We start from the raw sequence: 14,573 nt of genomic DNA, 5'->3' as shown, positions 1-14,573 counted from the left end.
GATATTTTTGATAGAATGGTTTATTTCGTTATTCCTACTATCGCTGTATACCCATGCGTCAAAAATATCCTTCTTGAGAGATGCTCTTTGTCCTTTGTTGTTTTCGTATTGCTGATAACCCAAAATATCGACTTTGTATTCCTCTTTATAGTTTGACTGATCGGCATACATTTCTATCAACCATTGAAAGATTCTTTTATCATTTTGGTGAAAATCTTGAAGTATAGAATTCCAATATTCTTTAGAGTATTTTACTTCGTTATTTCTATTATCACTATATATCCAGTTGTCGAAAATATCTTTTTTTAGCGAAGCTTTTCCTCCTCTACGATCTTCGTATTGTAAATAACCAAAAATATCTCTACTTATATTACTCTGGTATTTATCCATCGAGAAATCTTTCCTTACTTCCCTATCTCTAACCGATTGAGAATAAAGGCTCATACTTATAAGAGCAGAAACAAGAATTATATATATGCGTTTCATAGTGTATTATATTAAGTACAACATTGTGTATAATTATAAGACCTAAGCCGATAATAAAGGTTTAAATGATATTCTTATTTTTTTATTGCTTTTATACGCTGCAATAATGTAGGATGAGAATAATTAAAAAACACATATAAAGAATCAGGATTCAGGTTGCTTAATGATTTAACTGACAGTTTCTTCAGCCCGCTAATAAGCGAATCGCCCAACCCAAAGCCAGCGGCGTAACTATCTGCTTGATATTCATTTTTACGACTATGAATACTCGAAAGCACATTAATAACAAAAGAAACGGGAGTAAAGAAAATAGAAAAAGCTATAAGACCTAGATGAAACGATGCCGACTGTCCACCCAGAGCTACCGCAATATCTTTATTGTCGAGAAGCAATGACAGTAAAAACAACATGATTCCTGTATAACAAATAGAAATAAACATACCTTGCAGTGTATGCTTCTTCTTGTAATGTCCTATCTCATGAGCCAGTACAGCCACAATCTCGTCTTTATCAAGATCATTGATCAACGTATCAAACAAGACAATACGTTTCTTTGCTCCAAATCCTGTAAAGTAAGCATTGGCCTTGGTCGAACGCTTCGAAGCATCCATTACATAGATATTATTAATTGCAAATCCAGCCTTTTGAGCAAAAGCTTCAATTGCATCACGCAACTCTCCTCCTTCCAAAGGTGTTTGCTTATTAAATAATGGCACAATTATATTAGAATAAAATAAGGTCATAAACAACGAAAACACAGTAATAGCAGCCCAAGCATAAAGCCACGCCAATTCACCGATTGCAGTATACATCCATGCAATAAGAGCCAGAATAGCTCCTCCCAAAACAACTGCTAACAAAAGTCCCTTTAGTTGATCGAGCCAGAAAATAGTTTTGGTAGACTTATTGAATCCAAACCGTTCTTCTATCACAAAAGTACTGTAATAGGCAAACGGGAGGGTTATGATTTCATTGAGTAAATAGACAATACCAAAGAAAGCAAGGGATAAAAATATCTCATTGGTGATATACTGACGGAGCAATTCATCTAACCAGCCAAAAAGTCCTAAGCATAAGACAAATAGTAATATCACAAAAGAAAATAAGCTCGTATAAAGACTAAACCGGCTATTTACTTTCTGATATGCCTGTTGCTTTGCATATTCTTCATCATCATAAATCCCTTCCAACTGAGAAGGAATTTCGGGACTCATACGCTTCCTGTTACGGTATGCTAGGTATTGTGTCCATAAAAAATCCAGAACGACAATCAGTAATATGATACTCAGATATAATGACATAGATATTTTTTCTTAAAGAAAACAAATATACGAAAGTAAAAATTAAACTTAGGGACAATTATTATCAAAATGAAATAGTCTTAAATACAAATACATGAACTCACAAAAAAAAGCTGTAAGATTAAGATCCTACAGCTTTTGAGATATTCCTATACATTGTTATTCTTCGAAGTCTTCTTTCATATTGTGGAAAACATTCTGAACATCATCATCGTCCTCAAATTTATCCAGTAACTTTTGGATCTGCTCCTGTTGCTCTTTTGTTAGTTCTTTCAGATCGTTCGGAATGCGTTCAAACTCGGCACTATGAATTTCATAGCCGTTTTCTTCAAGATATTTTTGTATTTCGGAGTAAGATTTGAATTCACCATAAAGGATAATATCATCTTCATCGTGTTCTAATTCATCCACACCATAATCGATCAATTCGAGCTCTAGGTCTTCTAACGAAACACCTTCTTTGGGTGCAATCTTAAATACACATTTATGGTCGAACAAAAACTCAAGGCTACCTGATGTACCAAGAGATCCGTTATGCTTATTGAAGTAGCTACGCACATTAGCGACCGTACGGGTAGGGTTGTCTGTCGCAGTTTCTACTACTATCGCAATACCAAAAGGTCCGTATCCTTCATATACCACCTCTTTATAATCAGCCTCATCTTTCGATGTAGCTTTTTTGATGGCACGTTCTACGTTCTCTTTAGGCATATTTTCTTTTTTTGCCTGCTGTACCAATACACGAAGACGAGGATTGGTATCCGGTTCGGGACCGCCTTCTTTCACAGCTATAGTAATTTGTCTTCCCAACTTAGTAAATACGCGGGCCATATTCCCCCAGCGTTTCAGCTTTGTCGCTTTGCGGTATTCAAACGCTCTTCCCATAAATATTTATATAATCGTTATTATCTTGTTTTTTGCTATGCAAAAGTATAAAAATTATCGAACAAACCTCCTAAATTTTACTGAATGAAGAATATTCATCCCAAAACTATATGGATATCATTTCTGAAGCGTATAACCGAGGTATAAAAAATTATCCCCTACCTACTCCTCTCCTTTTAGTATCGGTAATTTGATATGATATCTGGTAGCAAAAAATCGAATCACCACTACAAATACGGCTGTGGAAACTTCTATCACTAACAACTGGATATCGAAATAATAAAGAATGCTAAACAATATTCCACCCAGAATACAAGCAACCGCATATAGTTCCTGAGTAAATACTATGGGAACTTCATTGATAAGAATATCTCGTATTATCCCCCCTACTATACCGGTTATCGTAGCCATAGATACACATACCCATATAGGATAACCAAGCACCAAAGCTTTTTCGTATCCTACAACAACAAATAGCCCGAGGCCAATGCAGTCGAACCAAAAAATCGTATTATTGAGATGAACCAGATATTTACGAAAACCAAGAACTATGATAAAAGCAAAAAGCGTACACCATATATAACGGCTCGCCTGCATCCAAAATACGGGAACATCGAGAAGAAGATCACGAAGTGTTCCTCCTCCGGTAGCGGTCACAAAGCCAATGACAATAGCGCCAAACCAATCGAAACGCTTCGCCGAAGCCAAACGGATACCACTGATGGCAAATGCTATTGTACCCAATACTTCAATTATATCGACAACCTCTATGTTTGTCAAATCAGCAAAAAAGAACATGGTAGAAAGAATTATGTTGTGAATTGTGTCAGGTGGCAGTTTTACTAATAAAATCTACGTTGCCACTATATGAAAAAATATTTAATCTTCATCGTTTGCAATCATACCGCTACCTATGCACAGTTTAGAGTCGCTGTCGTACACCACACCAAACTGCCCGGAGGCAATACCTTGCACTTTATCATCAGAATATATACGGTATAAGTCTCCTATTTTTTCAATTCTACCTCTTGTAAATTCAGGAGTATGACGGATCTTAAAGGTTATATCCTTAGAGCCTTCAAAGTCGCCCCAAATATCTTCGGTGATAAAAGAAAAACCAGCCAGATTTACCACTTTCCCATATTGGGTCTCCGGGTCGTATCCGTTAGAAACATACACAATATTTCGTTTGGTATCTTTCTTGATTACAAACCAAGGTCCGCCACTCAATCCTAAGCCTTTGCGTTGCCCTATGGTATGATACCAATAACCATCATGCTTACCCAAGATTTTACCTGTTTCCAACTCTACAATCTTCCCTTTGCGCTCACCCAGATACCGGCGAATAAAATCATTATAATTGATCTTACCCAAAAAACAAATACCTTGGCTATCCTTACGTTGAGCCGATGGCAGTCCTGCCTGTGCAGCAATAGCCCTGACTTCGCTTTTAAGCAAGTTACCTATCGGAAACATGAGCTTAGAAACCTGTAGGTAATCTATTTGTCCAAGAAAATAAGTCTGATCTTTAACATGGTCCTTAGCTGTCGACAGCCACGTCTTGCCATTTATTTCTGTAGTTGTAGCATAGTGTCCTGTCGCTATTTTGTCAAACTCGTGTCCCCATTTTTGTTCGAAACATCCAAACTTGATCAGCTTGTTACACATCATGTCGGGATTGGGTGTAAGACCACGCTTCACCGCATCTATTGTGTAGCTCACTACATTTTCCCAATACTCTTCATGTAATGATACCACTTCCATCTTACAACCATATTTTTTAGCAATATATGTTGTAATTTCTATATCTTCTTCTGCGGGACAATCAATATAACCTTGTTCGTCCTCCATGCCTATTCGTATATAAAATATCGTAGGATCGTAGCCTTGTTCTTTAAGTTGATGTACAACCACAGAGCTATCTACGCCTCCCGATACCAACGCTGCAATTTTCATTCTTTGAAAGGATAATTAATGCGAGATAAAATAATCTGCAAAATTAGTAAAAATAGTTGTAAGTTTAGAGTTATCTATTATAAGTTATTCAGCAATGAGATTCTTATATATCACCTATTAATCAAAGACTTCAAGAGGCCCAAGGTGAGCCCTGCTCCAATGCGAACATAGAATTGACCTCTGCCATTAAACGTATTATAGTCATAACCTGCCGAAACATAACACATGTAAGCGTCAAAATACAGATTAGGAGATAAGACGATACCATTACCACGTCCGAAGCCAAAATTATAACCTGCATCAAACTTAACGGCGGCTGTAAATGGTGAATAGTTGTTAGTAATAACAAAGAATGAAGCAGGCTTTATATTTAAACCTGAAACCGATGACGAAGCAGGAGAAATATAATCTGTACCTCCGCCTATTCCGAATATAAAGGGTGCGGATTTATCATTCAACACAAACTGAGGAATATAGCTATTTACTGAAAGCTGTAATCTATCTTTTTGTGCAAACTGAGCGCCAACACCTAGATATTGAGCGAACGCCATGAGAGGCATCAGCATAAAAAAGACAAAAAAGACTTTCCTCATTATACTATATTTACAGATACTAAAAATATGATTATTATCCGAATATTACCATATTTCGGTTTTCACAAAGGACTTGATAGAGCCCATACCAAAACAAAATCCGGCACGGACAAAGAACTGCTGTTCGTTTCCTGTTACGTTAAAGTCATACCCCGCTTTTGCAAAAAAGAATTTATAATCTATATATACATTGGGCGTGATCACAATTCCGTCCTTACCATGCCTGAAGTTAAACAAATAACCCGCATCGCATCCCACTAGAATAGTTACCTTATTTTTATTGAATAACGATTCGCTGATAAAACTAGTAAGCTGTATAGGTTTCAGGTTTAGTCCTGCAACAGGTGAGCTCCCTCCCGTGTAATCGATACCACTGGATATAAAAGAATTGAAAGGATTCTTTTTATGCCATACCGGATAAGAGGCGTTGGCTGCAAACTGGAAGTCATTTCCTTTTCCATTGGCATCGGCATACTGAACACCCACTCCTAAAAATTGAGCAGAACAGGCCAAAGGCAAAAGTATAAATAGTAATATGATTCTTACTTTCTTCATCACATTCAAATAATATTAATCTACAAATTTACTCTTTATTTTCAACTAGAATTCTTTTTCGACCACATTGGTTCTCAACGATTTCACAAAATCCGTCACAATCAGCATTATTATACCTAAATATAAGAGAGATACAGCTTTCCATGGGATAAGATTAAAAAAAGATAATACTTTCAAAGGATTAACATTATTATCTCCAAGAAATACGCCAAAACAATTAAGCGTTCTTATATAAGAATAAAATGAAACGAAAAGTATCCCTACAGCCAAGTATGCTTTTCTCGGGTAAAGACATATATATGCAACAGCTATTAAATCACCGAGATACATATAACGTTCACGCATTCCAGGTAGGACAAAAGGGCAAATGATGCAACTTAAGAAGATAAGCTTTACCCATGATTCCATTGTGAATATGTATTTTTTCTGCATAAGTATAAAACCCATTGATAAAACAAATATTGCAGTAAAAAGCATACCATATATCTTATCCATTGGGATGAAGTTCTCTATCCATATATAAATATTCGGAAAAAATGAGACTAATGCATTATCAAAATTAGACTGCATCTGATATACTAATATCAAATCCGCTAATGGACGCCCCATAATCCATGCCGGCAATAAAGAAAAGACATACACAGTGGGAATAATAAAGAAGTAATACCATTTAATTCCACCTCTTATCATATAGATAAAGAAAAATGGCAAAAGGACACTAGCCTGAGCCTTAAAGGCGAATGCTATCCCAAGAAATATCATTGACATAATATTTTTTCGTTTCAACAGGAAGAATACACTTCCTATTGCAAAAGAAGAATAAATAGAGTCGCACTGAGACCAAAGTGCTCCATTTAGTATAACTGTAGGCAACAAAGTGGCAAGGGTAAACGATATCCATCTGGCCGTATTATTTTTACTTACCAGATAAACCAAAGCTGAAATAAAATAAGCGGCTAAAAAATCGAATAGTAATGAAACTACCTTTATACTATAAAGTGAATAAACATCAATTTTAGCAAGTAATATAAGTATGTAAATATAACTCGGCGTATAGTTATAAAAAGAATCTTTTAATGAATAAGCATAACCATTATTCCTGATATATTCGACCCACTCATTCAAAAAGAATTTATAGTCACAGTATATATAGTCAAAAAAGAATAGTCTCACAACTACCCCTAATACTATCAACAATAAACATGTTATTTTTACTTTACCAGTCTTCTTAAATATATCCAAATCCATACTAATATTTTAATTAATATTTTGTGTTGCTTTGTCTATATCCGCTTTCGATTTACTTGCTGTTACCAAATACACGCCCATAAAAATAAGGATACCAGCAATCAGTTTATCTATTGTAAATCTATCCATTCCCACCGATATTGCGATAAAAGAAGCGATGAGAGGTTGTAAATTATTATACATCGCTATCGTGGTCGGCCTTATTCGCCGTTGAGCCAATGGAATCATCATATAAGTGAAAAATGTAGCACCCACGAGTGTAAACCCGACAAGCAGATAGGGCAATATATCCTTTTGAGTAAATAAAGGAGCCTCTGTTATTTCTTTATAAAAAATTGGTGACAAGATAATTGCGGAATAAAGGAACATCCACTTCATCAATGTTATAGGCGAATACTTTGTTGACAACGGGCGTGTTATAACCAGATAGAAGGCATACGAAAAAGAAGCACTCGCCACCGACAAGTTTCCGATCATATCCGCTTCCTGTCCGGGATGCCCCAAATGGCTCGTATAGACCAAAAATATAGCGCCGGCAGCACCAACAACCACACCTCCTACTTTCTTTGCCGTTACAGGTTCCTTTAGTACAATGGCTGCTATAATCATAGCAAACAAGGGCCCTGCCGTAGTTATTATAGATGCATCGATAGTAGACGTACGGCTGAGACCATAAGCAAAAAGCCCCTGATTGAGTACCATACCGAAAAGCCCACCGACAAATAGAATCAGCATGTCTTTTTTCTCTATCTTTTCTTTTGGAGTGAATAAAGAAGTAAACCAAAAAGCAAGTGCTCCAAATAACATACGCATAAGTGTCATACCAAACGAAGAAAGGTATCCGTGAGAATATACATATTTGTTGACAGGGATATTGATTGCAAATACGCAAATCACAATGAACATTATAATGTTCCCCTCTTGTTTTGGTGTCAATCTCATTGTTTAATTACAAGTTAGATGTATATCTAAAAAATATTGATTAATTATCTTTTTCTGAATCATCAGAATGTGCCATTTTACTTATTTGCTTATCCTGTAATCTTGAAAAGAATATCAGCATGCAAATTGCTCCGATCATAGCACAAAACATATCCGACTGTGTATCCCATACATACCCTTGTGTGCCCAGAAAATCTTCGGCTCCGTCTCCCGACAAAACCGCAGTCCACCACTCTATCAGTTCGTAAAAGGCACTAATCGCTAAACAAATACAAATAACGAAGAATGGTATCCACCCTTTCTTCCGAACCACGTCCAAACGAATAAGCAGTTCACGGGCAACCATAGCAGGAATAAAGCCTTGAGCAAAATGCCCTACCTTATCGTAATTGTTTCTGTCTTGGTCAAAAATCTCTTTTACCCAATCGAACAGCGGTACACGGGCATAAGAATAATGAGCTCCTACAAACAAAATAATAAGATGGATGAGAATAAAAATATAGGTCATATACGTAAAGCGAAATCGCTTGAAAGTAGTCATCAATACAACGACTGCCGCAAGACATATCCCGGCTTCCAAAAACCACAACCCGGCCTCATAAGGCTTATACCCCGACCAAACTGCTACCAGGGTAAAGATGATAAGAAAAACCCAATATTTTTTCTCCATAGGAAATGTGAAATAACTCTATTTGTATGTGTTATATGAAATCACCTCTTCGGTTGTTTTTCGTTTTTTGTCTCGTAAAGGTTGAGCCGGATAACCGATGACAATATCAAGTACTACTCTCTTGTTGTCAGGAATATTGAGTAATTTCTTCATTTTCGATTCGGCAAACCAACCCAATATACAACTTCCTAATCCTTCGGCTTCTGCTGCAAGGCAAATATGTGCGGTAGCTATACCTATATCCAGAAATGCAAAATGTTTGTCTTTTACAATACCACCAATACCCGAACTCAGGTTTACTTTTTCTTCCACTACTACGATATGAACAGGAGCCTGCTTTGTAAAATGATTCATCCCCAACAGACGCGCAGAGGCGGCATCTGCCACCTTGTTCTTCAATTCGGGCTCGTCTACTACTATAAAATGCCATGGCTGTGCATTGCATGCCGAAGGTGCTAAACGTCCGGCATCGAGTATGCGGGCTATGATGTCTCTATCTACTGTACGTGTAGTATCAAAAGCTCGTGTACTTTGGCGATGCTTTACCAGTTCGTAGAATTCTTCCTTGTTCATTTATCAAAGTTGAGTGATGCGGCTGATGTATTTACCTATAATATCAAATTCGAGATTAACTACACTACCTACTTTAAATTGATGAAAGTTTGTATGCTCGTAAGTATAAGGAATAATAGCAACCTCAAATGTATTATTTGTAGGATCAACCACAGTAAGACTGACACCGTTAACAGTAACAGAACCTTTATCAACAGTAAGATATCCTTTTTTTGCCATTTCTCGGTCAAATTCATATTCAAACTTAAAGTACCAGCTACCATCTGCTTCACGTATTTCAACACATTTTGCTGTCTGATCTACATGTCCCTGTACAATATGGCCATCGAGGCGTCCGTTCATCAGCATACTGCGTTCCAGATTTACTTTATCTCCTACCGTCAGCAGTCCAAGATTTGAGCGCTCCAATGTTTCCTTTATAGCTGTTACGGTATATGTATCTCCCTCCAGATTTACCACTGTAAGGCACACCCCGTTATGCGCCACACTCTGGTCTATCTTCAATTCGTGAGTAAATGAACATTTCATTGTAAGGTGCAGGTTTTCGGCTTCTTTACGTAACGATACTACTGTTGCTGCTTCTTCTACTATTCCTGAAAACATGATTTATTTCCTTTAATTTATTATATAATTTTTTCGCGGTATAAAGTTACGTATTTATTTAGAGTCTATTTATAGATTTCTACTTTTTGTCATCTTTCGGTATTCTTCTCAATACAAGATTCGAATTAGGAAGATTTCGTTATTTTTGTGTTTGTGAGAAAAATCAACCAATTTTATTTATATCATTTAATAGCATGAAAGAAGCACTAAAAAACATTGGTAACAAGTTTGCGTTTGAGGGAGTAGTAAAAGAAATTCGCCCTATGGGAGAGGGACTTATCAACGATACTTTCTTTGTAGAAACAGAAGGAAACAGTCCAAATTATATTCTCCAACGCAAGAATAAAAATATATTCAAAGACATTCCATCCATGATGGAAAATATCTATAAGGTAACCATACACCTAAAGCATAAGATAAAAGAACAGGGTGGCGACCCGCTTCGTGAAGCACTTACCGTTACACCAACAACCGATGGGAAGCTATATTACAAAGACGAAGAAAATGAATATTGGGCAGCTTGCTTATTTATAGAAGATACGATAACATATCAATTTGCCGATTCGCCCGAGTTGGCAGCACAGGGAGGGAAAGGTATTGGAAAATTTCAAGCTATGCTGGCTGATATGAAAGAGCCTCTCGCGGATATACTACCCGGATTTCATAATATGCGCATACGTTTCAGCCAGTGGGATGATGTGTTGGCTAAAGATCCGGTAGGCAGAAAATCGCAGGTACAGCAGGAAATAGATTGGATAGAGAGCCGCAGAAAAGAGATGTTGCACTTCTGGACAAAAGCAGAGACAGGGGAACTACCGATGCGTGTGACTCACAACGACACTAAAATAAGCAATATCTTGTTCGACAAACAAGAGAATGTACTCTCTGTAATTGATCTCGATACGGTGCTTAACAGCATCTGCCTCAATGATTATGGTGACGCTATTCGTTCTTATGCAAATGCAGGTAAAGAAGATGATGAAAATCTCGACAATGTGTATCTTAAAATGGATATTTTTGAAGGTTACACCAAAGGCTACCTCTCCGAGACAAAAGTATTTCTTACTCCAACCGAAATAGAGAACCTTGCTTTCTCCGCGAAATATATCACATTCGAACAAGCACTTCGTTTTCTGATGGATTACATAGACGGAGACAATTATTATAAGGTTAAATATGACACGCATAATTTAGTACGTACCCGTGCGCAATACAAATTACTGGAATCAATAGACAAGAATTACAATCAGATGCTGGCAATTATAGATAAATTGGCAAAATAACAAAAAACAAGTTTACCCCGCATAGAGAAAATCTTAGAATTGTCTTTTTTCTGCAAGAGATAACATGCATTTAATCTATTAGTTCTATCTTTGTGCTCTAATTTTTCAATCTGATCCCAAAATGAACAAAGTACTTTATATTATTCTTCTTTTATTTATAACTCCCTTTTACGCAAAAGCCCAAGACTATGAAAAAAACTGCTATTACGGCATAACATTCGAAGTTAGCAGAAACCAAAACTGGGGTTATGGTGAATTGGTTATTACGGGAGTAGAGCCCAACTCTCCTGCCGAAAAATCAGGAATAAAAATCGATGATATAATAATGGAGATCAATGGGCAGGCCACATATCTGAGAGACAATCAGACCATCGCAAACTGGCTGTTTGACAACAAATATGATCCCGAAGTAAAATTTACAATTCGCAATATGAATACTTATTTCAAGGAGTATCCGCTTATGCGTAAATGTATTGCGACTAATTCGGTAAGTGAAAAACAATTGTCTGAGGTATACTCTTTTTACAGCCTTGAAAACACAAATCATCAGATATTTACGCTACCGCTACATGTACAGACAAACTCTGATGTAGATTTCACAGATTATCACACGTACGACTTTTATGATGCAGGAAAAAATGTTCCGGCTATAGACAAGCAGATTACAACCTTATTAGAAAAAGAATTACAGTCGAAAGGTCTGGTTAGAGATACTTCCGATCCGGATATAGTAGTACAGGCATATTACAGCTACTCGCCCAACAACAGATACACCGGGTTGAATAACCCCAATTATAACCCTGCATCATTACGATACGACTGCGACAAAAAACAATTGGTACTTCTACCTATATTTGATTCCAATGATCCTAAAGTAGGTTCTTCGGCTCAATACGTAGTGGAATATGGATTCAGCTTCTATGATCGTAAATACATAGATAATTCTAAGCTAACTCAAATATGGGATTGTAATATCAAAGATTATCTTTCTGCTCAGTATTCGCTCGAAGACTATGTGAAGCTTCATACACCTTTGATGCTCAAACAGTTTCCATATACTCAAAACAAAAGAGAAGCTAATTATATTGTAGAAACAAACAAATATAATTATACAGGGATTTATTATGATGCAGATGATCTGGGACATATCAAAGATGTAGATTTTAATTCCCCTGCTTATATTGCCGGTATACGTCCGGGTTATATTATAGAAAAGGTAAACAACAGAAAGTTTGAACGCAACAAAGATGTCCTGTCTGCCGGATATCGTTATTTTATAGATGATACAATGGTATTCAGAGATCAAACTACTCGCTTTACCAACTCGGAAGGTTTTTCCGACTGTATGTTCTGGAGCGCAGGATACTATAATGACATTGCGAAAGAATTTACAAAACCCGATTATTTTACGCAATTTTCTTATCTGTATGGCTTCGAAAAATACATCAATAACAAATCGGATAATAAAATCACAATCGAAGCTTGGGATGGAATACAAAGACGTATTTTTCAAATCGTTCCTGAAATAAGACATTCTGTAACAATCAGAACTTTGTAAGAATGTAATAGATAAGAAACAAGCAATAAAAGCTATTTCTTTGTAAACGAAGAGTGAGACTGTCTTTAGTCTAAATTATAATATAATTTTATTCCTAAAGGTTGGTATGCTTTGATTATCAGCCAATAATTTGTACCTTTGTGCCCGCATTTGGGTAATGAGATATTATCCTATATCGTATATAATCTGTAATTGAATAATAATGATAACAGTTTCTAATCTAGGGATTCAGTTTGGAAAAAGAGTACTTTTCCAAGACGTGAATCTTAAATTTACAAGTGGCAATTGCTATGGTATAATCGGCGCTAATGGCGCAGGGAAATCTACACTTCTCAAAATACTTAGTGGCGAAAAAGATGCTACAACCGGAACATTTTCTTTAGGACCGGGCGAGCGCCTCTCTGTATTGTCTCAAGATCACTTTGCGTTTGATGATCAAACGGTAATGAACACCGTTCTGCAAGGGCACAGTACGCTATGGAATATTATGCAAGAAAAAGATACTCTGTATGCCAAAGAAGATTTTTCGGATGCAGATGGTATCAGAGCTTCAGAACTTGAAGAACGATTTGCCGAACTTGAGGGATGGAATGCAGAGAATGACGCAGCAATGCTACTTAGCGGACTTGGCGTAAGCGAGGATTTGCACTATCAGATGATGGGCGATATGAGCGGTAAGCAAAAAGTGCGTATTTTGCTAGCACGTGCCTTGTTTGGCAATCCTGACAACCTGCTTCTCGATGAGCCTACCAACGACCTTGATATTGAAACTGTGATGTGGTTGGAAAATTATCTGGCCAATGCAGAGAATACAATATTGATTGTATCGCACGACCGTCACTTCTTAGACTCTGTATGTACACATACTGTGGATATAGACTTTGGTAAAGTAACTATGTTTGCGGGTAACTATAGCTTCTGGTACGAATCGAGCCAATTAGCTTTGCGTCAGCAACAGCAACAGAATAAAAAAGCTGAAGAAAAGAAAAAAGAACTGGAAGAATTTATTCGTCGATTCAGTGCCAATGTAGCCAAGTCGAAGCAAACTACCAGCCGTAAGAAGATGCTTGAGAAGCTTAATATTGAAGAAATTAAGCCATCGTCTCGCAAATACCCGGGAATCATCTTCACTCCCGATCGTGAGCCCGGAAATAAGATATTGGAAGTAAACGGGCTGAGCAAATCGATAGAAGGGAAAGTATTATTCAACAATGTCAGCTTCAACATAGAAAAAGAAGATAAAGTTATATTCCTTTCGAAAGATCCGCGCGCGATGACTGCATTCTTTGAGATAATAAATGAGTACGCTAAGCCTGATGCTGGAACATTCAGCTGGGGACAAACTATTACGAACGCTTATCTACCATTGGATAACAGTGATTATTTTAAAGAAGATCTGAATCTGATTGACTGGCTATCACAATTCTCTGATGACACAAGTGAGATCTATATAAAAGGATTTTTAGGCAGAATGTTATTTTCGGGTGAAGAAGTACTAAAAAACACAAAAGTACTCTCAGGGGGCGAAAAGATGCGCTGTATGATAGCACGGATGATGCTAAAGAGCGCAAACTGCCTTGTTCTCGACTCACCCACCAACCATTTGGATTTGGAATCGATACAGGCTTTCAATAATACACTCATTCAGTTCAAAGGGAATGTATTGATGGCGTCGCACGACCACGAATTTATACAAACTGTCTGTAATCGTGTAATAGAATTGACACCGAACGGAATTATCGACAAGATCATGGATTATGATGATTATATCACTTCGGAGGATATAAAATCATTACGAAACAAGATGTACAAATAATTAATATATATCTAAAAGCGATAATTCAGGACGGATTATCGCTTTTTATCTTTATATACAACCTTAAAAAAGGACAACAAACACGCAAAAACTATCATTTTTCC

General features: G+C 36.9%; 14 protein-coding genes and 1 pseudogene. 3 read left to right on the top strand and 12 right to left on the bottom strand.

Going from position 1 to position 14,573, the window contains the following annotated elements:
- The 12 genes and pseudogenes from LDB17_RS11910 to LDB17_RS11855 all read right to left on the bottom strand — a co-directional run.
- Positions 1-486, bottom strand: a pseudogene (locus LDB17_RS11910) (hypothetical protein); the annotation flags it as partial.
- Positions 487-560: 74 nt separating this feature from the next.
- Entirely contained in the window at positions 561-1,787 is a 1,227-nt protein-coding gene (locus LDB17_RS11905) for a M48 family metallopeptidase (RefSeq protein WP_252636916.1), read from the bottom strand.
- A 159-nt stretch (positions 1,788-1,946) separates the two neighbouring features.
- Entirely contained in the window at positions 1,947-2,672 is a 726-nt protein-coding gene (locus LDB17_RS11900) for a YebC/PmpR family DNA-binding transcriptional regulator (RefSeq protein ID WP_135104935.1), read from the bottom strand.
- A gap of 162 nt (positions 2,673-2,834) precedes the next feature.
- On the bottom strand, positions 2,835-3,470 hold the full coding sequence (locus LDB17_RS11895) for a trimeric intracellular cation channel family protein (RefSeq protein ID WP_252636918.1): 636 nt from the start codon (positions 3,468-3,470) through the stop codon (positions 2,835-2,837).
- 81 nt (positions 3,471-3,551) lie between these two features.
- Positions 3,552-4,628, bottom strand: a complete 1,077-nt coding sequence (gene mnmA / locus LDB17_RS11890; protein ID WP_252636920.1) for a tRNA 2-thiouridine(34) synthase MnmA — start codon at positions 4,626-4,628, stop codon at positions 3,552-3,554.
- A 110-nt stretch (positions 4,629-4,738) separates the two neighbouring features.
- Positions 4,739-5,221 carry a hypothetical protein gene (locus LDB17_RS11885; RefSeq protein ID WP_252636922.1) on the bottom strand — a complete coding sequence of 161 codons (483 nt, stop codon included), beginning with the start codon at positions 5,219-5,221 and terminating at the stop codon, positions 4,739-4,741.
- Between the two features lie 45 nt (positions 5,222-5,266).
- Positions 5,267-5,776 (bottom strand): hypothetical protein, encoded by a 510-nt coding sequence (locus LDB17_RS11880; RefSeq protein WP_252636923.1) that lies wholly within the window; start codon positions 5,774-5,776, stop codon positions 5,267-5,269.
- 45 nt (positions 5,777-5,821) lie between these two features.
- A complete protein-coding gene (locus tag LDB17_RS11875) occupies positions 5,822-7,024 on the bottom strand; it encodes a hypothetical protein (RefSeq protein ID WP_252636925.1) in 1,203 nt (400 codons plus the stop codon).
- 9 nt (positions 7,025-7,033) lie between these two features.
- Complete coding sequence (locus tag LDB17_RS11870) at positions 7,034-7,966, bottom strand: DMT family transporter (RefSeq protein WP_252636927.1); 933 nt, start codon at positions 7,964-7,966, stop codon at positions 7,034-7,036.
- Between the two features lie 40 nt (positions 7,967-8,006).
- Entirely contained in the window at positions 8,007-8,636 is a 630-nt protein-coding gene (locus LDB17_RS11865; RefSeq protein ID WP_252636929.1) for a DUF2238 domain-containing protein, read from the bottom strand.
- 18 nt (positions 8,637-8,654) lie between these two features.
- The gene (locus LDB17_RS11860) at positions 8,655-9,209 is read right to left on the bottom strand and encodes a nitroreductase family protein (RefSeq protein ID WP_252636931.1); all 555 of its coding nucleotides are present in this window, start codon (positions 9,207-9,209) and stop codon (positions 8,655-8,657) included.
- 3 nt (positions 9,210-9,212) lie between these two features.
- Positions 9,213-9,812: a riboflavin synthase gene (locus LDB17_RS11855; RefSeq protein ID WP_252636932.1), complete on the bottom strand. Its 600-nt coding sequence runs from the start codon at positions 9,810-9,812 to the stop codon at positions 9,213-9,215.
- A 194-nt stretch (positions 9,813-10,006) separates the two neighbouring features.
- Between LDB17_RS11855 and LDB17_RS11850 the strand changes: the two genes are divergently transcribed.
- The 3 genes from LDB17_RS11850 to LDB17_RS11840 all read left to right on the top strand — a co-directional run bounded on the left by LDB17_RS11850 (position 10,007) and on the right by LDB17_RS11840 (position 14,469).
- Positions 10,007-11,095 carry a phosphotransferase enzyme family protein gene (locus LDB17_RS11850; protein WP_252636934.1) on the top strand — a complete coding sequence of 363 codons (1,089 nt, stop codon included), beginning with the start codon at positions 10,007-10,009 and terminating at the stop codon, positions 11,093-11,095.
- Between the two features lie 121 nt (positions 11,096-11,216).
- Positions 11,217-12,653, top strand: a complete 1,437-nt coding sequence (locus LDB17_RS11845; protein WP_252636936.1) for a PDZ domain-containing protein — start codon at positions 11,217-11,219, stop codon at positions 12,651-12,653.
- A gap of 202 nt (positions 12,654-12,855) precedes the next feature.
- Positions 12,856-14,469: an ABC-F family ATP-binding cassette domain-containing protein gene (locus tag LDB17_RS11840; protein ID WP_252636938.1), complete on the top strand. Its 1,614-nt coding sequence runs from the start codon at positions 12,856-12,858 to the stop codon at positions 14,467-14,469.
- Positions 14,470-14,573: the final 104 nt, after the last annotated feature.

Origin of the sequence: Dysgonomonas sp. Shenzhen-Wh21, assembly GCF_043392705.1 — a bacterium.
GTDB lineage: Bacteria > Bacteroidota > Bacteroidia > Bacteroidales > Dysgonomonadaceae > Dysgonomonas.
Note: the sequence above shows the minus strand (reverse complement) of the source record. Positions and strands in the feature narration are given on the sequence as shown.